Origin of the sequence: Affinundibacterium fentianense (assembly GCF_018139545.1) — a bacterium.
GTDB classification, from domain to species: Bacteria; Pseudomonadota; Gammaproteobacteria; order Burkholderiales; family Burkholderiaceae_D; genus Undibacterium; species Undibacterium fentianense.
The window spans coordinates 54,890-75,466 of the sequence record NZ_JAGSPJ010000006.1; the positions used below are offsets into that span (position 1 = coordinate 54,890).

14 protein-coding genes are annotated in these 20,577 nt (G+C 45.9%); 6 read left to right on the plus strand and 8 right to left on the minus strand.

Annotated features, from left to right (window positions below; translation table 11 throughout):
• Window positions 1-149 precede the first annotated feature (149 nt).
• The 4 genes from KDM90_RS13990 to KDM90_RS14005 all read right to left on the minus strand — a co-directional run bounded on the left by KDM90_RS13990 (window position 150) and on the right by KDM90_RS14005 (window position 4,236).
• A complete protein-coding gene (locus tag KDM90_RS13990; protein WP_212676248.1) occupies window positions 150-2,291 on the minus strand; it encodes a S9 family peptidase in 2,142 nt (713 codons plus the stop codon).
• Between the two features lie 176 nt (window positions 2,292-2,467).
• Window positions 2,468-2,773, minus strand: coding sequence for a single-stranded DNA-binding protein (locus KDM90_RS13995; RefSeq protein WP_212676249.1), 306 nt, complete (start codon window positions 2,771-2,773; stop codon window positions 2,468-2,470).
• 91 nt (window positions 2,774-2,864) lie between these two features.
• Window positions 2,865-3,251, minus strand: a complete 387-nt coding sequence (locus tag KDM90_RS14000; protein WP_212676250.1) for a VOC family protein — start codon at window positions 3,249-3,251, stop codon at window positions 2,865-2,867.
• A gap of 352 nt (window positions 3,252-3,603) precedes the next feature.
• Window positions 3,604-4,236 (minus strand): hypothetical protein, encoded by a 633-nt coding sequence (locus KDM90_RS14005; RefSeq protein ID WP_212676251.1) that lies wholly within the window; start codon window positions 4,234-4,236, stop codon window positions 3,604-3,606.
• A gap of 182 nt (window positions 4,237-4,418) precedes the next feature.
• Between KDM90_RS14005 and pgmB the strand changes: the two genes are divergently transcribed.
• The 4 genes from pgmB (at window position 4,419) to KDM90_RS14025 (ending at window position 10,290) form a co-directional block, all read left to right on the plus strand.
• Window positions 4,419-5,069, plus strand: coding sequence for a beta-phosphoglucomutase (gene pgmB / locus KDM90_RS14010; RefSeq protein WP_212676252.1), 651 nt, complete (start codon window positions 4,419-4,421; stop codon window positions 5,067-5,069).
• A gap of 44 nt (window positions 5,070-5,113) precedes the next feature.
• Window positions 5,114-7,426 carry a family 65 glycosyl hydrolase domain-containing protein gene (locus KDM90_RS14015; RefSeq protein WP_212676253.1) on the plus strand — a complete coding sequence of 771 codons (2,313 nt, stop codon included), beginning with the start codon at window positions 5,114-5,116 and terminating at the stop codon, window positions 7,424-7,426.
• A gap of 390 nt (window positions 7,427-7,816) precedes the next feature.
• The gene (locus tag KDM90_RS14020; protein ID WP_212676254.1) at window positions 7,817-9,451 is read left to right on the plus strand and encodes an alpha-glucosidase; all 1,635 of its coding nucleotides are present in this window, start codon (window positions 7,817-7,819) and stop codon (window positions 9,449-9,451) included.
• Between the two features lie 146 nt (window positions 9,452-9,597).
• A complete protein-coding gene (locus KDM90_RS14025; protein WP_212676255.1) occupies window positions 9,598-10,290 on the plus strand; it encodes a thiol:disulfide interchange protein DsbA/DsbL in 693 nt (230 codons plus the stop codon).
• 112 nt (window positions 10,291-10,402) lie between these two features.
• On the opposite strand, the gene KDM90_RS14030 is transcribed toward KDM90_RS14025, so the two are convergent.
• The 3 genes from KDM90_RS14030 to KDM90_RS14040 form a co-directional block, all read right to left on the minus strand.
• Entirely contained in the window at window positions 10,403-11,530 is a 1,128-nt protein-coding gene (locus KDM90_RS14030) for a beta-ketoacyl-ACP synthase III (RefSeq protein ID WP_212676256.1), read from the minus strand.
• Window positions 11,531-11,740: 210 nt separating this feature from the next.
• On the minus strand, window positions 11,741-12,361 hold the full coding sequence (locus KDM90_RS14035) for a YitT family protein (protein WP_230409818.1): 621 nt from the start codon (window positions 12,359-12,361) through the stop codon (window positions 11,741-11,743).
• Window positions 12,362-12,835: 474 nt separating this feature from the next.
• Window positions 12,836-13,828 (minus strand): tetratricopeptide repeat protein, encoded by a 993-nt coding sequence (locus KDM90_RS14040; RefSeq protein WP_212676258.1) that lies wholly within the window; start codon window positions 13,826-13,828, stop codon window positions 12,836-12,838.
• Window positions 13,829-14,164: 336 nt separating this feature from the next.
• Between KDM90_RS14040 and KDM90_RS14045 the strand changes: the two genes are divergently transcribed.
• Both KDM90_RS14045 and KDM90_RS14050 read left to right on the plus strand, forming a co-directional pair.
• Entirely contained in the window at window positions 14,165-15,475 is a 1,311-nt protein-coding gene (locus KDM90_RS14045; RefSeq protein ID WP_212676516.1) for a hemolysin family protein, read from the plus strand.
• A gap of 373 nt (window positions 15,476-15,848) precedes the next feature.
• Window positions 15,849-19,433 carry an EAL domain-containing protein gene (locus KDM90_RS14050; protein ID WP_212676259.1) on the plus strand — a complete coding sequence of 1,195 codons (3,585 nt, stop codon included), beginning with the start codon at window positions 15,849-15,851 and terminating at the stop codon, window positions 19,431-19,433.
• Here KDM90_RS14050 and KDM90_RS14055 read toward each other — a convergent pair.
• The gene (locus KDM90_RS14055) at window positions 19,430-20,557 is read right to left on the minus strand and encodes a 6-phosphofructokinase (protein WP_212676260.1); all 1,128 of its coding nucleotides are present in this window, start codon (window positions 20,555-20,557) and stop codon (window positions 19,430-19,432) included. The two genes, KDM90_RS14050 and KDM90_RS14055, sit on opposite strands and share 4 nt — an antisense overlap.
• Between the last annotated feature and the right edge of the window lie 20 nt (window positions 20,558-20,577).

Consider the following 20,577-nt stretch of genomic DNA (forward strand, 5'->3'; position numbering starts at 1 on the left):
CTAAACGAATTAGGTAGAAAAATCTAGTTTTTGATTTTTATTGTTTTCGCGTATCGAAAAAAATGCCAGCACTGTGGCTGGCATTCCATTCGATCAAATCACAGAAACAGATGCTTATTTGTTTCCATGATTGACTTTACAGTCTTGGATTATTCATTAATGCCCCATTGTGACAACATCCACGCAAAATTGAATGCGCCCTCTTTAATCGCATCATAGCGACCAGATGCACCGCCATGCCCAGCCGCCATATTTGTTTTTAATAGCAGTGGATTTTGATCCGTTTTGTGCGCGCGCAATTTTGCGACATATTTAGCCGGTTCCCAATACATCACTTGGCTATCATTTAAACCTGTCGTCACTAACATCGCAGGGTAGTCCTTTTTCTCGATGTTGTCGTATGGCGAATAACTGCGCATATAGTCGTAAGCCGCTTTGTCGTTAGGATTGCCCCATTCAAGATATTCACCAGTCGTTAAAGGTAGGCTAGCATCCATCATTGTATTCATCACATCGACAAACGGGACAGCTGCATGTACCGCCTTGAATAGATCGGGACGCATATTGACCACAGCACCCATCAACAGTCCACCGGCACTGCCGCCTTGAATAATGAGTTTGTCTTTGCTTGTCCATTTTTCTTGGATCAAATATTCGGCCGCCGCGATAAAGTCGGTAAAGGTGTTTTTCTTCTTCATCAGCATGCCGTCTTCATGCCAACGTTCGCCTAGATCGGTACCACCTCGAATATGGGCTTGCACGTAAATCACGCCACGATCGAGTAAACTTAAGCGACTAAGAGAGAATGTGGCTTCAGTCGAAATCCCGTAGCTACCATACGAGTAAAGCAAGGTTGGAGCGCTGCCATCAAACTTCACGCCTTTCTTGTAGACAGCCCAAAGCGGCACTTTGACGCCGTCTTTTGCTGTTGCCCACAAGCGACGAGCTTGATATTGACTCGCATCATAGCCGCCAACGACCTCTTGCTGCTTAAGGATTTGACGCTCGCCAGTCATCATGTTCACATCCATGACCATTGGTGGGGTGGTAGGGGATTGATACGACATGCGTAATTTCGTCGCCGTAAATTCGGGGGTGCCTGCGCTGTTTGCTAAGTACACTTCATCATTGAATTGCACAGACTTCCACTGCTTGGTTTTGAATTGGTAAATTCGTGTGCGATTCAGAGCTTGCGTCTTTTCTGTCACAGCCAGATAGTCTTGGAAAACTTCATAATTACCGATCAACACTTTGTCATCATGTTTAACAATTTCTTTCCAGTTTTTCTCTGCTAATTTTCCAACTGGCGTACTGATGATACGGAAATTTTTTGCATTTTTATTGGTGCGAATAAATAGTTGGCCGTCGCGGTGATCAACGTTGTAACGATGTCCCTTTGTTCTTCCTAAGACAGTCTTGAATTCCGCCATTGGTTGATCAGCGGGGAGTAACCAGGTTTCGCTGGTGTCAGTTGCAAATGCACTCAGTTGAATGTACTTACGATCGTGGGTCGTGCCGACGCCAATCCCGAATTGTTCTACTTTTTCGTTATATAACTCGACAGGCTGACTGCCTAAACTCAGACGAAATAAACGGTCAGAACGTTTGGTCGTTGCATCTTCCTGAACAAAGAACATGGTTTTGTTATCAGCCGCCCAAGCCATGCTGGTTACCCGTTCTGCGGTATCGCTCAAGAGCTGGCCCGTTTTTAAATCTTTGATCTGTAACTTAAATTGACGATAACCTGTTGTATCGGTTAAGTAGGCCAGATAGCGATCATCAGGGCTTACCGACGTACCTGCAACCATGAAGAATTTCATTCCGATTGCGAGTTCGTTTTGGTCAAGTAAGATTTCCTCAGGCGCCTTGTCATCGTAATTCATGTTCGCATCAGCTAGGCGGCGGCAATTAATTCCATACTGTTTGCCAGCTTCCGTACGAGAGTAATAATAGTACTTACCCCTTCGCACGGGCACGGATAAGTCGGTTTCTTTCATGCGGCCTTTGGTCTCTGCGAATAACTTGTCCGCTAATGGCTGCACGCCAGCCGTGAGCGCTGCGGTGTAGTCATTTTCAGCATTTAAGTAGGCGATGACATTCGGATCTTCTTTTTTTTGTAGCCAGCGATAATCGTCCGTGACTGTTTCGCCATGGCGCACCTCAGACCATTGTGCTTTCGCAGCGATTGGAGGACTGAGTGTTTTTGCGTTCTGAGCGACACTGGTTTGTGACGCTCCTAGGCTGATGAGGGCACTTGCACCCAGTGTTGCCCAATTTTTTCTTATGTACATATTGTCCTCGTTTATTTGAGTGAAACCGGAGTTGAGGGAATTACAGTGAGGCTTGCATCTTATGGGACTTTTGTCGGAAATTCAATTGTTTGTGGTAGTCTCGAATACCGCACTCAGAGGGCGATTTGTGACTCGAACTTAGCAAGTCGTCGACGGATCTGGAAGAGAGCGTCAGCTTAGGGTGTGGAGCTTGTTTGTGATAAGAATCGATGTGCGACCAAGTCGATGGCGGGACGCGCGACACCGTGCTTATCGGTCCACACTTTGGGCGTGAGGGCACCCGATAGACTTAAGCTTTCACCATCTTCAGCTGCTAATAAGGCCTGACAAATAGCGGTATTAAAGCTAATAACGTTGCATATCAACGAATCGCCTTCGTCGCTTAAGACTTTGATTTTGCACGTCACATAGTTGCTGCCACTTTGCCCTTGGCGTTGTTCAGCGTGTCCAAATAAGCGTCCAGCAATGTGTGCATCGATCATAAAATTGGTTAGAGAATAAGGAGAATAATGTGGAAGTGCGCATTGGCAATGAGAGATTACGAGGGGTATTCTCGCGCCTATTCGCCATTAATCATTGACCAGCGGGAGGTTCCCATAGTTCAATTTTATTGCCTTCAGGATCGATGACCCATGCAAACTTGCCGTATTCTGACTCATCCATGTTGTCTAGTACCTGACAGCCTTCTTCTTTCAATACCTTGACCAAAGTGTGGAGGTCAGCAACGCGATAATTGATCATGAACGGGGAGCTAGTTGGACCAATTCCTTCCGTTTTTATGGGGCTTATCGACCAGATCGTTGAGCCATCAACGGGTTTGCCATCGGCGTCAGCCCACCTAAAGGAGGTGCCACCCCAAGCCTGTACATCGATTCCTAAATGCGCTTTATACCAAGCCTGCAAAGCTGGAGCGTCTTTCGCTTGGAAGAAAATTCCGCCGATCCCAGTTACTCGTTGCATGGTCGCACTCCCTCGATGAAGAAAGGGATAGCTTAGCACTTGGCACATCATCGTGCCAATAAAGATGGGCATATTTTTCAAATTGAGCGAATTGGATTGCGTCGACCAATTCATTTGAGTAATTGATTGAGATCGTTGCTAATTGCGACACTTAACTTGTCCTCGGTTCGATCGAAGACAAAGTTAATACACTTATAAGTGCATTTTTGATGACCATTTTTCTGATATTGATGTGAGTTGCCAAGTGACATATTTGGTGTCAATCAGAATTTTGCCCATCGTTATTTTTATAGGTGGTGAAGTTAAGCAAATTACCTCAGGCCCAGAATGTCGGTACAATAATTGATACCGCTTAGTCACCTTGTTGCTGCCAAATGAGTTTGCCTGACTTGAAATAAATGAGCGCACTTGCTGACTCACTTTTTGCGACCAGTAAACTATCTCGATTTAGTCTGACGGATTTTTCGTAGTAGCTGGTTTGCAATGTTCCGCGATCTTCGATAGACCAAAGGTCAAGCCAAGAAAAATCGTCTCCATCATTGCCGAATGCTGTCCCCGCGCCGATGAGGAAAGGTGATTTTTCTTTCCTAAGTAGAAAGCTTATACCCTCTTTGCCTGTTGTGCTGCTTTTAATGAATACGGCATAGTCAGCGACACCATCGCCATCAAAATCGGCACGCCACACAAAGGGATTGATGCGAGTGGAAAATTCTATGTGCTTTTCTCGGGCAAGTATTGGTAATTTCCTCTGCGCCCAATTTGGCAATTGCCAATCGGGTGGGGCAGTTTGTGCAGAAACTCTGCAAGCAAACGCCAAAAGTACAATGCACCAACGAATCATGGAGAGCCTTCTTAAGTGAGTCCAAGTTGTTTGAGATTTGAGGAGAGCATATGCTTGCAAAGTCGATAAAGAATTCTTCTCATCGGTAGGGGGCGAGTTCGCTGGGGAAGCAGGGATGATATTGATGCCATCGACGGGTTGCATTAAAAAACTCACAAAACAACAAAACGGGACAAATTTTTCCTTTACTTTTCAAAGCGCTTTGAATTAAACTGAATCCAAATCCAAAGCGCTTTGAATTCGGTCTTTTCGATATTCAGTCGCAAAAAAGCCAGTGAGCTTCGCCAATATGCCGTATTGAGCCCTTTTTAAATAAGAGTAAAGCAATGAAACCAGCCTGCATTTTTGATCTCGACGGTGTAATCGTTGATACCGCGAAGTATCACTACCTAGCGTGGAAACGCCTTGCGAATAGTTTGGGTTTCGATTTTACCGAGCATGACAATGAGCAGCTTAAAGGGGTGAGTCGAATCGAGTCTCTGAAATTGATTCTGCGCCTCGGAGGAAAGCAATTAAGCGAATTGGAATTTGATGCGGCATTAATTCGGAAGAACGGTTGGTATTTAGAGTATATACAGCAAATCGGACCAGGAGAAATTTTGCCTGGTGCCGCAGAATTTTTACGCTCAGTCCGTGAGTACGGCATGAGGGTCGCGCTAGGTTCTGCAAGCAAAAATGCGGTGTTAATTCTTGAACGGATTCAGCTTCTTGACCAGTTTGATGCCATTGTTGACGGCAATAAAGTAAGCAAGGCGAAACCCGATCCCGAAGTCTTTTTGAAGGCGGCGGAAGAACTAGGCGTTCAAGCGGAAGATTGCATCGTGTTTGAAGATGCGGTTGCCGGTGTACAAGCAGCACGTAATGCTGCTATGAAGGTCGTGGGAATTGGAAGCGAAGCGGTACTTCAACAGGCCCATTTTGTAGTGCCGAATTTTATGGGTTTGAGAATTGAAAATGTACTTGCTCGGTTCTCGTGATCGCCAAGAAATTGAATACATCAAAAACATACGGATGAGATAGCATGAGAGATTACATCAAAAAAGATCCTTGGAATATTATTGAAGAAGGTTTTGATCCTGCTTTGAATCGTATCTCCGAAAGTATATTTTCTATCGGCAATGGCAGAATGGGCCAGCGCGCTAATTTTGAAGAAAAATATAGCGGGAGTAGCTTGCGCGGGAGCTATGTGGCGGGTGTCTATTATCCAGATAAAACGCGGGTAGGATGGTGGAAAAATGGTTATCCGGAATACTTTGCAAAAGTCTTGAACGCGACGAACTGGATCGGCATTCACGTCAATATCGAAGGCGAAGAATTGGATTTGGCGAGCGCGAAAGTGACTAACTTCAAGCGTGTACTCAACATGCAAGAAGGTTTATTGCAGCGAAGTTTTGTTGCAACGCTCCCTTCAGGGAAGCAAATTGAAGTGCAATCGACTCGTTTTACGAGCATTGTTGATTGCGATAATGCGGTAATTCGCTACGCTGTTAGAGCACTTAATTTCAGCGGCAAGTTGAGTTTTGTCCCTTTACTTGATTTGAATGTCGTCAATCAAGACTCAAATTACGATGAGCAATTTTGGGTAGAAATCTCGCGTACTGCGGCGCAGTGTTCCGCAGCGATCACTGGCGAAACGAAAAAAACGGCATTTCATGTTGCTTGTGCGTTTAAGCTCGCTATGGAGCACGATGGCGACGACGTGTCTTATACGATTTCCCCTTTTTCTCAAGATAAGTTAGTCGGAAATACCGTCAACTTCACAATTGAACAAGGTCAAACAGTTAGCCTGATTAAGTATGTCGCTGTAATCTCCTCTTTGTACGCAGATAAAGCAACGATACAGACGACAGCCGAGGCCTCCGCTGCTGCTGCGTACAGCAAAGGTTATGCGACTATGCTCAAGGAGCAGCGTGCAGCTTGGGCGAAAAAATGGGCGGAATGCGACATCACTATCGAAGGCGATGTGGCCGCCCAGCAAGCGATTCGCTTCAATATTTTGCAGATGAATCAAACCTACACGGGGGAAGACGAGCGGTTAAATATTGGCCCGAAAGGCTTTACCGGCGAAAAGTATGGCGGCGTGACTTATTGGGATACCGAAGCCTATTGTTTACCGTTTTACTTGAAAACAGCTGATCCACAAGTTGCTCGTCAACTGTTGATCTATCGCTATAAACATCTGGGTCGTGCAATTGAAAATGCAACGAAACTAGGATTTAAACATGGCGCTGCGTTGTATCCGATGGTGACCATCAATGGTGAAGAATGTCACAATGAATGGGAAATTACCTTTGAAGAAATTCATCGGAACGGCGCAATGAGTTTTGCGATCTATAACTATATCAATCACACGGGTGACGTTGATTATTTAGCTGAATATGGCTTGGAGGTGTTGATCGCGATCTCGCGCTTTTGGCGTCAACGCGTGCAATGGTCGGAGCGTCGTAAAGGCTATGTGATGTTGGGGGTTACTGGACCCAATGAATACGAAAATAATGTGAACAACAATTGGTATACCAATTTGTTGGCACAATGGACGTTGAATTACACGCGGGAATGCCTTGCTTTGGTAAAAGAAAGTAACCCAGTGCGTTATACAGAGATTGCTGAAAAAACGCATCTAGGTGGGCACGAAGACGAGCTGTCGATTTGGGCTGACGTCGCTGCCAAAATTGTTTTGCCGCGTGATAATCAGACTGGCGTGTTTATTCAACATGATGGATTTATGGACAAGGAATTGTTGCCTATGACAGCTATTCCACAAGGTGAATATCCTATCCACAAGCATTGGTCTTGGGACCGTATTTTGCGATCTTGTTACATCAAGCAGGCCGATGTTCTACAAGGTATTTATACCTTTGAGGCGAACTACGACAAAGAAACATTGAAGAGAAACTTTGATTTCTATGAACCCTTGACAGTACATGAGTCGTCATTGTCGCCATGCATTCATTCGATCTTGGCCTCGTCGCTAGGATACGAAGAGTTGGCATATAAGTTTTACTTACGCACAGCTCGCCTTGATCTGGATGACTACAACCATGATACCGACGATGGTTTGCATATCACCTCAATGGCGGGAACTTGGATGGCTGTGGTAGAGGGCTTTGGTGGCGTGCGGGTACGCGAAGGAGGATTGCAATTAAATCCAAGTTTGCCGAAGCAATGGCAAGCTTATTCATTCCGGATTACTTTCCGCAAGTCTTTGTTGAAAATCACTGTTAAGCCTGACGTGATTTGCATTGAGAATGAATCCGACGTAGGGATTGAGTTGGCAGTCTATGGCCAGGCGCACAACGTGTTGGGGCGTCAAGTATTGCGTCTGCCGCGGTAAGTAGTTCGGCTCAGTGAGTGGGCTATGCCGGTGTCGTGATCGCGATAAATCATAGTTAAGCCGGTGTAGGAATTGTCATTCTATGCAGAGAGTGCTATGGTGGACCTGAAAAGGCTCTTAGCTTGAAATTGGTGCATCATCAATTTGTGTCATGCGGTTTTTAGTAACTTATTTCTTGCTCACATCGGAGGGGATAATTCGATCGTGAGTTTCGGCTCCCTCCTTGCGAGAGCAAGTGAGGGGCTTTTTTTATGAATAGAATAAAGTTGCTTGGTGTTGATACGGCAGCCAAGACCGCCGTGTAAAAACCTGCGGTTTTTCGCCAAACTGTCATGTCAATCATTTTTGTTTGCTTTTGTTGGATCTTCAAATAAGTTTGTAGGCCGAATCATGAAGAATACCCTAAACGATACCTCCGAATGGTGGCGCGAAGCAGTGATTTATCAAGTCTATCCGCGCAGTTTTAAAGATAGTAATGGGGATGGAATAGGTGACTTGCGTGGTATCACGGAAAAATTAGACTACATTGCAGATCTTGGTGTTGATATCGTTTGGATCTCGCCTTTCTTTACGTCACCAATGAAAGATTTTGGCTACGATGTCGCAGATTATTGCAATGTCGATCCTTTATTTGGGCGATTGGAAGATTTTGACGAGCTAGTGGAGCGTGCACATCAACTTGGTCTAAAAATCATGATTGATCAGGTTCTGTCCCACACCTCCGATATTCATCCATGGTTCATTGAAAGCCGCCTTAACCGAGATAATCCGAAGGCAAACTGGTATGTATGGGCGGATCCTAAACCTGATGGCACGCCACCGAATAATTGGTTGTCTATTTTTGGCGGTTCAGCATGGCAATGGGACACACGTCGTCGTCAGTATTATTTGCATAATTTTTTGACCAGTCAGCCTGACATGAATTTTCATCACCCAGAAGTGCAAGCAGCACATTTGGCGAATATGCGTTTTTGGTTGGACCGTGGCGTCGATGGTTTCCGCATGGATGCCTGTATTTACCATTTTCATGATCAAGCTTTACGCGATAATCCAGTCGCGGCAAAGCAGAATACAGTCAATGTCGCAGCCTCAAACCCTTACGGCATGCAAGCACATATTTATGATAATTCGCGACCAGAAAATCTCGCTTTTCTAGAAAAAGTGCGTTGTCTATTGGACGAGTATCACGCCATTTCGATCGGCGAAATTGGTGCGGATGACGCGCTTGAGGTGATGGCACAATACACCGAAGGCGGACGCCGCTTGCACATGGCATATAGTTTTAATTTATTGACCGCAGAGTTCTCGGCAGCACATTTTCGTCGGCAGGTTGAGTCCTTTGAAGCTAGAGTGAAAGATGGTGGTGCATCATGGTCCGTTGGCAATCATGATGTGATGCGTGTATTGACACGCTGGGGCGGTGCGGAACCGAAGCCAGCCTTTGCAAAGTTGATCTTAACACTGCAATTGGCACTCAAAGGCACACCTTGTTTGTATCAAGGCGATGAGTTGGGACTGCCTGAAGCGCAATTGTCTTACGAAGATTTGCAAGATCCTGTCGGATTGACGTTTTGGCCTGAGTCGAAAGGGCGCGATGGATGTCGAACACCGATCCCATGGAACGCTTCCGAAGAGTTTGCTGGATTCTCAGGGTGCAAGCCCTGGTTGCCTATCCCTGCGGCACATCTCGCGTTTGCAGCGAATCAGCAGGAAAAGGATGTCGACTCAGTGCTGCATTTTACGAGGCGTATCATGCGTTGGCGCAAAACTATTCCACAGTTGTTGCGGGGTGACATACAGTTTTTTGATTTGCCCGAGCCGATCCTTGGATTTAGCCGCGAGTTGGAGGGTGCCCCTGATCTTGTTGTTGCTTTCAATTTAAGCGATCGCCCAGTGCGTGTTGAGTTGCCTATAGTAAGAGATGCTATTGCTCTTTCAGGGCATGGACTCTCTGGGCAAAAAGAAGATGGCCATTTGTATTTGCCAGCATATGGTGGCTGGTTTGGTATTAAACGCAGCACATAAGCGATTGCGATAGCGACAAGAGTTTGAGCGCGGAGATTGAGCATACCGTTGAATCTAGGGGGGCGAGCCGCACTCGGTTATCCTTATTTCCGTTTATACTGCTTTTTCTTGGAAAATTCTCAACGACCTTTCTTACGGATAAGAACATGCAAATTAGCAAAAGACGATTTACGCAAATGTTGGCTGGTACAAGTTTCGGTGTATTGACGAATTCGGTCTTCGCAAGTGTCGCGGCACCCGAATTAGGGGTGGAATATAAGTTGCTCCGTCAGCCCCAAGCGCTTTCCGGTGATATTGGAAAGAAAATCGAAGTGATAGAATTTTTTGCTTATTACTGTCCTCATTGTTATGCACTCGAGCCAGTATTGGCTGACTGGGTCAAAAAACAAGGGGACAAAATCGCGTTTAAGCGAATCCACGTTTTAAATCCTGGGGTTGAATCGCAGCAAAAATTATTTTTTGCGTTGGATGCGATGGGGAAAGCCGAGGAGTTACATTTGAAGGTGTTCGAGGCCTATCATGTGAAACGAAATCGGTTGCTGACGGATGATCAGGTACGAGCATTCATCGATACAACCACAATCGATAAGACGGCATTTAACAACGCTTACAAGTCGTTTTCTGTTTTGACAAAGCAAGGGCGTTCGAGTCGCGTAATGGCTGACTATGAAATTGAATCGTGGCCAACATTAGTTCTCGATGGGCGACTCCAAACTTCACCGAGTATGGCCGCGCGAGGCATGGGTCGAGTGACCGAACAACAACAGAATGAGGCAGTGTTGCCGATTTTGGATTTTCTTGTCAACAAAGCGCAAAAAGAAAAAGCAAGCAAGGCTTAAGATTTCGTTGTAGTAGCAAAAAATACCAAGATGGAAGTATTTTGAGCAAAAGTAACTTGTTAAAAGTCACCTGCGAATGAAACTCGCAGGTGATCTGAGCAAAAAGCCGACGTTAATCGGAGAGTTTTTGGACGACTACGCAGCCAATTGAGTAGCCCGCACCGAATGAGCAAATTACCCCTAAAGCACCTTTCTTTAGATCATCTTGGTGTTTATGGAAGGCAATGATAGAACCAGCCGAGGACGTATTAGCATAGGTGTCTAAAATGGTAGGAGATTCTTCCGCCGTTGCATCTCGTCCTAAGATGAGACGAGCGATCAAGAGATTCATGTTGAGGTTGGCTTGATGTAACCAAAAACGTTGGACCTGGTTGACATCGAGGCTCGCAGTCTGCACTGTGGCCGTAATGGTTTCTGCAGCCATAGGACAAACTTCCTTAAACACTTTGCGACCTTGTTGGCGGAACAGTTTGTCCGATTTACCGACACCGCTTTCGTCTGCGCGGTTTAAGAAGCCGAAGTTATTCCGAATATTGTTTGAAAATTGGGTTTTTAGTTTCATTCCCAATATGGCAAATTGATGTCGCGATGTCGCCAAATCTGCTCGCTCCAATAAAATCGCAGTGCATGCGTCACCAAAAATAAAATGGCTGTCGCGATCGCGCCAATTCAAGTGACCACTTGTAATTTCAGGGTTCACAACCAAAACCGCGCGAGCTTGGCCACTCTGGATCGCACTCATGGCCGCTTGAATACCAAAGGTTGCGGACGAACAAGCAACGTTGATGTCATAACCATAGCCATCGATTCCCAGTGCGTTTTGAATCTCTACTGCCATTGCAGGGTAGGCACGCTGCATATTGCTTGCGGCGCAGATGACAGCGTCGACATCAGCAGTTGTTTTGCCAGCACGCTCTAGGGCTTGCTTGGCGGCAGCGACCGCCATTTCACACATAATCGAAGGTTCGTCATCACTACGTTCGGCAATATGCGGCACCATACGATTGATATCGAGTACGCCAGATTTATTGATCACATAGCGTGACTTAATGCCTGATGCTTTTTCGATAAAGGCTTCGCTCGAGGGCTCGAGTGCCGCGATTGCGCCACTTGCAATAGCGTCTGCGTTATTTTGATTGAATTGTTCAACGTAGGCATTAAAACTGGCGATCAACTCTTGATTGGAGATGGATTCGGCAGGTGTGTAAAGTCCCGTGCCGCTGATGACGACTTGATTCATCTGGATTCCTCGGTTGGAGTAAAGAAGGCACCACTTCTTTTGGCGGTGCTTGGCACGCCGATTTTACACGCCTAAAGCAGCCTTGCTACAAAATAAGGCAGAACTTAGAGGTTTTACTCGAACCTAGCTTGTGTCGACGAAAGGCTGAAATTTGTCGTCTGAAACATTCGATAGCATCTCAGATAAAACCAGCTCTTATTACAGCTCTTATTAGACAGCCAAATATCGCCCTGGACGGTGATTGAGCATGATCGCTAAATTCAGCACAACAGCGCCCAAAATGGATGCAATCATTGCCATTGGCGTTACCAATAAGAATGAAGCAACAACAATACACAAATCGATCCCCATTTGTAATTTCCCAGCGCGAAACCCGTGTTTGTCTTGTAGGTACAAGGTTAAAATATTAATGCCGCCAAGACTTGCTTGGTGACGGAACAGAACAATAAATCCGACACCCATTAATGAGCCACCAATGATGGCGACGTACAAAGGTGTCAGTTCGCTGAGCTGTATCATTTTGGGATGTAAACTCGACAATACAGAAACGAGGGCAACAGAGATAAAAGTTTTGAGTGTGAATTTCCAACCCATTCTTTTCCAGGCAAGCCAATAAAAAGGGAGGTTCAGCGTGAAAAAAACCGCACCAAAACTCAATCCTGTCGCGTAGTGCACCAGAAAAGCCAGCCCTGCTGTACCACCGGTAAACAACCCCGCTTGGTTAAATAGCGCCACGCCTAGCGAAACGAGTAAAGTCCCTGTCAGGATTGCCAAGACATCTTCAAGCAGATTATGCGGTACGCTGACGGGCGGACGGGATGGGGAAGACATGCTTGTTTTCATGTTGGGTACGTTGAAGAGCGATAGATGCAAGGGATGCAGGATAGTCGATGCTTTACCTTGGTTGATTCTTATGGTGCTCGAAATCGGTAGGAAGTCATCAGCGCGTATTGTAATCGCGATGCGTCCTCAAACCCCAACTGCCTAAAGCTTTCCGGCGTTTTGTTGATGCGTGTCAAACAGTGGGGTCGAACTGAAGTATTGAATTTGTCTAGACGACAAATGTAAAGAATTTTTCGGTTTCGAGAACTGACCGAATTGCTAACACGGCGTCTGTGCAATTCGACAATCGTGTCAGCGCTGTGATTGGAAAGCAAGGCGCTATGACGAAAAATCGGCTGGCACAGTTTTGCGACTGCGCAGATATGCGCAAAAATTTAAACTGCCTTGATAGGGCCTCGAATATCCTATTCAAGGCCCAGCTGCGATGATCAAATTAGGCAAGAGGTTAAAGGTTCACAAGGTTCAAATGGAAGCTTTTAGTAATCGCAATTGTTCTTCAGCATCGCTTTTACTTTTCTTTGCAAGTTCGGGTTTAAAATTGAGCGCTTTTTCGAATGTTGCAATTGCTTTCACCTTTTCACCCAATTGCTGCCATGCTTTTGCCAAACGATAGTACGCGTTCGCATTGGCGTCGATTGCGATTGATTTTTCAAAATGGGGAACGGCATCTTTCATTTTGCCTTGTTCTTGTAGAGTTTTGCCCATGCCATAAAAACCCAGTGACGAATCGGGAAACCGTTGGCACAGTTCGCGGAAAATTCTTTCGGCCTCCGTCATTTTCTTCTCGTTCACTAAGCTATGTCCAATATTGGATAAGGTATTTCGCTGATGTTTCGCCAATGACTCAGAATTCGAGGTGTTGACGGCGAGCGCTCCAGAGATCGCGCGCTCCATGTTTTCTTCGTGGAGATCCAGTGATGCTTGGAGTAGTGCTCCCGCGGCGGGACTAACTTTGATTGTTTCAACAATCAGATCTTTTGCTTTGCCAGTCCCACCACCGACAAAGCTGGGTGCTTGTAGATAAAATTGCATGAGAGAGCTTCGTGCATCAAAATTGAACGCATCGAGTTCAATTGCTTTTTTGAATGAATCGCGAATCTTACCGACATAACTAATCGCAGACATGACGCCTCCGCGCATGGCTTTGGTACCCAGAACGTTTCCAAGTGATTCATGGCATTCTGAATGCTTGGGATTGTGCGCGATACATTGTTCGGCAATTTTTACTGCTTCGTCTAGGCGACTTTCTTTTCCTTCAATTAGGATTAATTCGGTGCGCGCGACTAAGGCATCGGGATTATTTGGCTCGGTTGCCAGTTTCGTGCTCACTGCCTTTTCGACGTCGGCATATTTTTTTGCCTTAATCAGAGCGTCATATTCATGCGCTTGAACCAGTTGAGTAGCGCAAATAGTTAAAAACAAAATACTCGTTTTGAGTGTGAATGGAGTAGTCATCGAAAAAATTCCAAAGAAAAACAATCGACCATGAAGTTAAAAGTTCATTCTGCGTGATTCAACTTACGTGAACGGGAGGAGTGTCACTTTTGCATTAACGATTGTCAACGAAATTGCGATGACACATCATTTAATCATGACGAAATGACCAAAATCTGGCGCCAATTGCGCTGAGAATCGATCTTGCGTCGAAGAAAGGTGAATTACGCCCATTCGCTACTCCGACCTTGATTTTGCTCATTTTTCTGATTGGAATCACTTCTGCGGAGCTTTTGCCACGGAGTTGTCTTATTTCTAGGGTAAAGTAGAGGCTTGTTTATTTTAGAAAGTTGGGCGTTGGATACTTTTTTGTATATCGTCTTAGCGTTGTTTTTGGTGCTATTGAATGGTTTTTTTGTTGCCGCAGAATTTGGTTTGGTCAAGTTGCGCGCAACACGGGTGCGTAGTCTTGCCAAGATTGGGGGCATTCGAGGAAGATTATTGGTGACAGTACACCAACATTTGGATGCCTATTTATCAGCTTGTCAGTTGGGCATTACGCTCGCTTCTTTAGGTTTAGGGTGGGTTGGTGAGCCTGCATTTGCGCGTATTCTTGAGCCAATATTGCTCGCAATTGGGATCGATTCAGCTGAGTGGATACAGCGAATTTCTTTGTTTTTCGCCTTCTTCGTCATCTCATTCCTGCATATCGTTGTCGGTGAGCTCGCACCGAAATCGATGGCGATTCGCACGCCAGAACGGGTGTCATTGTGGACGGCGCCCACTTTGTATCTTTTCTACTGGTTGATGTTTCCTGCGATTTGGGTGCTAAATAATAGTGCGAACAAAGTGTTGACTTGGCTTGGACTCGATGCGAATCATGGTAGCGATGCGCACTATTCTCCGGAAGAACTCAAAATGATATTGCGCGGCAGTCATGCCAGCAAAAAATTGACGCCCGATGAATGGAGCATCATGGCGCAAATGTTAGATTTCGGTGATCTCGAAATTTCAGATTTGATGCGCCCAATTAACGAAGTGGTGGCTATGTATAAAGACGCTAGCTTAGAAGAAAATATGGCAACCGCAGCGAGGAACCGGTTTAGTCGGTACCCTTATCTTGATAGCGATGGCGAGACAGTGCTGGGCATGTTGCACTTGAAAGATCTATTTCTAGCGCAGCAGAGTGGTAAAGCCTTGGATGATTTAAGTAAACATTTAAGACATGTTGAATATGTCCCGCCTAATACACCGGCACTAGAATTGTTTAGACGCTTCCGTAAGGGCGCACCGCATTTTGCAATGGTCGGTTACCGAGATAGTAAGCCCGTCGGTTTTTTAACTCTCGATAATTTATTGAGCGCCTTAGTTGGACAAATACGTGACGAATTCCGTCAAAATGATAACGATTGGACTCTACTGGATGACGGCACGCTGATTGGCAAAGGCAGTTTGCCCCTATTCACTCTAGGTATTGCGCTGGGAATCGATCTCGATAGTGAAGAGGTAGAATCGATCGGTGGACTAATCATGCACGCACTTGGTGACCTCCCCGAAGAAGGGCAAAAAATCGAGTTTCCGCAATTTGATGCGGTTGTTAAGCGTATGAATGGTCCGCGTATCGTGTTGGTAAGGATACATCCGAAAGCCGAGCAAAACCTCAATTGACCCGTACAACTGAATTCGATTTGGAAAGTGCAAATCGGTCTTGTTGGAGAGTTTAAAAATTCGCTCGACAAGCGACATGTGAACTAAAAGGACACCTGATGAGTGTCCTTTTTTTATTGCGTCAGTTCCATGACAAATGGTTTGCACCACGCTGTTGGGTCGGCATTTTATGGAGTGATCGACCAAAGGCAAGATGTGTTGTTGTTTTGCGTAGACTCGCTGGACAATGAGCTTGTTTTAGCTCAAGGTTACTTGAAGTGAGCATGTTATAACTGAATCAAATTTGATGCTATAGCATGATCAAAGGGAGCCTCTACGAATTCTCAGGTTAGTCCTTTCAAACCACTTTTTGCAGAATCGAAAGCAATTGATAATGATCTTGAGTAATTTAATCCGTTTCCTCAAAAATTTCTGGTTCACGCTCTGTATGTTGGCGCTGATGGCACTGAGCTTTACGATCTACGTACGTAGTGAAAAGCAATTGGATCGTGTCAACGAGCGACGTTTTAAATCACATGCATTAGCGAGTGAGTTGCGCCAGTCGTCGGATGATTTGACCCGCATGGCTCGCACCTATGTTACGACCGGTGACACTTTGTATAAGGATTTCTATTTTCGCATCCTTGCTATTCGCGATGGTCGTCAGGCACGACCCATGGGTTACCAAGAAACTTATTGGGATTTAGCAAGTTCGAAGTCTGAATCAATCAACCCAAGCGGACAGAATACGAAAGGAGAAGCGCTTTTAGATTTGTTGCGTTTGACCGGCATTAGCAATGAGGAATTTGTCAAATTGGTTGAGGCGAAAGCAAGTTCTGATTCACTTGCGTTGCTAGAAAAGCAGGCGATGAAATTATATGAGTCTGTTGGTTCACAACAATTGCCGCAAGGCGAACGCCCGATCGATCTCCTCACGAATAAATCTTACCACCAAGCCAAGGCCAGCATCATGAAACCGATTGCTGAGTTTCACCAAATGATGGAGAACCGCACCTTGAAGGAGGTCGCTAACGCGGAGTATGTCGCATTACAAATGCGCTATGTCTTTATCATCGTGTGTTTGTCCGTGATTATTTTGTTGTGGCGCGCCTATCAAGGCTTGCATCAAACCTTAGGCGCATCGATTGGTCAAATCAAAATGCACCTTGACCGTTTGGGGCAAGCAGATTTTCGAGAACAGATTGAGGTTGATTCAGGCAAAGAAAAAAGTGTGCTCGGACTATTGGCGATAGCCCAACAGGCGTTGAGTCAGCTGGCGAAAAGACGTGCCGAAGTAGAGAGAAGAAATTTACGGCTGACACAATTTTATAACGTCCTAAGTCAATGTGATCAGGCTATCGTTCGTAGTCATACAGAGCAAGAATTGTTTGTTCAGATTTGCCGAAATATTTTGCAATACGATGGGATTAAATTAGCTTGGATCTGCGTTGCAGACACTGATAAAAACGTCTTGCTGCCAGTGGCACTCGATGGGCTTGGCGTCGAACACTTTCGTTCGCAAAGTTTTTCACTAGCAGCAGAAGTGCTAGAACGTCCACTTTGCGTTCGAGCATTTCTTGACGCGCATGTGCATTGGTCGAATGACACGCCATTGACTGATACAAATCTTTTCCCTTCCGCTGCTGCGATTCCACTTTTTAAAAATGGCATGGTATATGGCGTGATCAATTTGTACGCTGACCAAAATAATGGTTTCGATGAAGAAATTCGTATTCTATTGCTTGAACTTGCGATGGATTTGAGTTTTGCACTCAATCGTTTTGAGCTAGAAATCGGACGTCAACGATCGCGCAAAATAGAATCATTGCGAACTTTCTTACTTGAGCATGTCAATAACGTAATCTCCTTGGATCAATTGTTTCATGCAGTGGTGTTAGAGCTGGAGGCTCTTTTGCCTGGCAGTACTTGTTCCATCCTCACCCTAGACCCCGATAATCTTCATGTGCACTCGGGAGCGATGCCCAGTCTGCCAGAGTTTTATTCCCGAGCGATTGATGGTCTTGCTATCGGTGAAGGCGTTGGATCTTGCGGGCACGCTATGTTCTCTGGATTGCGGACAGTGGTTGAAGATATTGCGCACCATCCGTATTGGAAAGATTTTAAAGTGATTGCAGAACAGGCAAATTTGGCTGCCTGTTGGTCTGAGCCCATACGATCCGCCAACAATCACATTTTGGGCGCATTTGCGATCTATCATCCTGTTCCAAGTAGGCCTGAACCTTGGCATTTAATTTTGCTTGAGATGGCAGCACACTTTCTAGCGATCGCGATTGATAAGCATCGTACGGAAGGTAATTTAAGAAAGTTATCGCAAGCGGTCGAGCAAAGTCCGAATATCATTATTATTACCGACACCGATGCGAAGATCGAATATGTGAATCAAGCTTTTGTTGAAAAGACAGGTAAGACATTTGCGCAAGTCATCGGGCAGCGTCCGAGTATTTTACAGTCAGGAAATACGCCGCTCTTCACTTATGAAGAAGTGTGGGATCGTTTGCGTCGAGGCGAGAGTTGGCAAGGCGAGTTAATCAATCGGTACAAAGACGGTCGCGAATACATTGAGCTTGCGCATATTTCACCGATTCGCGATGCGAGCGGTGCCATTACGAATTTTTTATCCTTACAGGAAGATATTACGGAGAAAAAGCGAACAGAGGAACGAATTCAATATTTAGCACATTATGATGTGTTGACCGGCCTACCGAATCGCGTATTGCTCGAGGAGCAAGCGCAACTTGCGCTTAAAACGGCAAAACGAAAAGGCACTTCCTTATCTTTGGTGTTCTTCGATTTAGACCATTTTAAAAATATTAACGACTCCTTGGGACATAGTATCGGTGATGCATTGCTGGTGGAGTTAGCGCGTCGCTTGAGAGAAGTCTTGCGTGAGGAGGATGTGGTTTCTCGCTTAGGCGGTGATGAATTTATTTTGCTATTGTCAGGTGTCGATGAACTGGGCGCGGAACGGGTCGCTGAAAAATTGCTAAAAACGGTGAGTCAATCCTATCATTTAGGACAATATGATTTAAATATTTCTGCTTCCATAGGTATAGCAGTCTATCCTGAGGATGGCGACGACCTAGAGACCTTGCTTCGGAATGCTGATACAGCGATGTATCGGGCGAAACAAGATGGTCGTAGTATTTATCGTTTCTTTACGCCAGAGATGCAAGCACGCTCGGGACGCCATATGGAATTGGTGAATGCGTTGCGCTATGCGCTAGATCGGGAACAGCTTCATGTTGTCTATCAGCCGCAGATTTCCTTAAACAGTGGCAGAGTGATCGGCACCGAAGCGCTATTACGATGGACTCATCCAGAGCTTGGTACCGTGTCGCCCGCCGAGTTTATTCCTGTCGCTGAAGAGACGGGCTTGATTTTGTCGATAGGGGAATGGGTACTGCGAACCGCTGCGATACAAACACAAGCTTGGCACGAGCATGGATGGACAGATTTGAGCGTCGCGGTAAACTTATCGGCAATCCAGTTTCGTCATACAGATTTGCCGGGAACAGTGTCGCAAATTTTACGCGAGTCACATTTAGATGCGCCATTTCTTGAACTAGAATTGACAGAAGGAGTAGCGATGATTGATCCCCTCGGCGCAATTGCGGTCATGAATGATTTACATGATCGTGGCGTGCGTATGTCAATTGACGATTTTGGTACTGGCTATTCCTCATTGAGTTATTTGAAAAAATTCAAAGTCTCGAAATTGAAAATCGACCAATCTTTTGTTCGTGATATTCATAGTGATCCTGAGGACAAAGCGATTGTGAGTGCTGTGATCAGTATGGCAAAGAGTTTGGGATTGCAGACGATAGCAGAAGGTGTCGAGACTGCCGAACAATTGCTTTTCTTGCGTGAACAATTCTGCGATGAGGTACAAGGATATCATTTCGCTCGACCGTTGACTGCCTCACAGTTTGAGCAATTTATGAATGATTGGCAAACTTAATCGCCAAAGCAAATGCCAATATCGCGCCCTGTTTGTAATGTGTCGCCATCAAGCGGGACGCCCTTCATCCGACCTGCAACTTCTTCAAGATTCACATAGTTCACATTCGGAAACGCGAGTGCCACCATAATACCTGAATAGCCTTGATCGAGTGCGCGTACTGCCGCAGCGCCGAATCGTAGGGCAGAAAGGCGATCAAATGATGTCGGGCTGCCGCCGCGAAGTAAATGCCCGAGAACGACTGCGCGCGCTTCTTTGCCGGTTCGTCTTTCCAGCTCGCGTGCGAGCTCTTCGCCGATGCCGCCTAGGCGTTCTACGCCGCCAGCCTGAGCCTGCTCTTCTAAGTAGCGTTGCCCATCTTTTGCGCGAGCGCCTTCCGCGACGACCACGATGCTATAGTGTCGTCCAGTTTGCGTACGGGATTGAATTTTTTTGACGACGTTTTGAACATCAAATGCAATCTCCGGGATTAAGATCGCGTGGGCGCTGCCTGCCATTCCAGCGTGTAAGGCAATCCATCCCGCATAGCGTCCCATTACTTCCACCACCATAATCCTGCGGTGACTTTCGGCGGTGCTATGCAAGCGATCTATACAGTCGGTCGCGAAGGCTACCGCTGTATCAAAACCGAAAGTGGTGTAAGTCTTATCCAAATCATTGTCAATTGTTTTGGGAACTCCGATGACGCGCAGTCCTTGCGAACGGCCTTTTTGGTGTAGCGCGTGCGCTATTGTTAACGTGCCGTCGCCACCAATACAAATTAAAGCGTCAATTTCCATTGAACGCAGATGATGAATAATATCATCTGTACGATCTACTTCGATTTCACGACCATCTGCTTGCCTAACCACAAAACGCATCGGGTTGCCATGATTGGTCGTTCCCAGGATCGTACCGCCTAAATGGCTGATGCCACGTACTTGATCTTTATCAATCCGATAGACCCCGTCGCTAGGGAAACGGTCGGGACGTAAGATGCCATTAAAACCTTCTCGTATCCCATAACATTCCCAGCCTCGCTGTAAGGCTGAAAGCACAACCGCGCGGATGACCGCATTGAGTCCTGGGGCATCACCACCGCCCGTACTAATTGCTATCCGTCGTATAGGGTTCAATTGGGTCATCGCGTTTCTAGAAAGTTTGG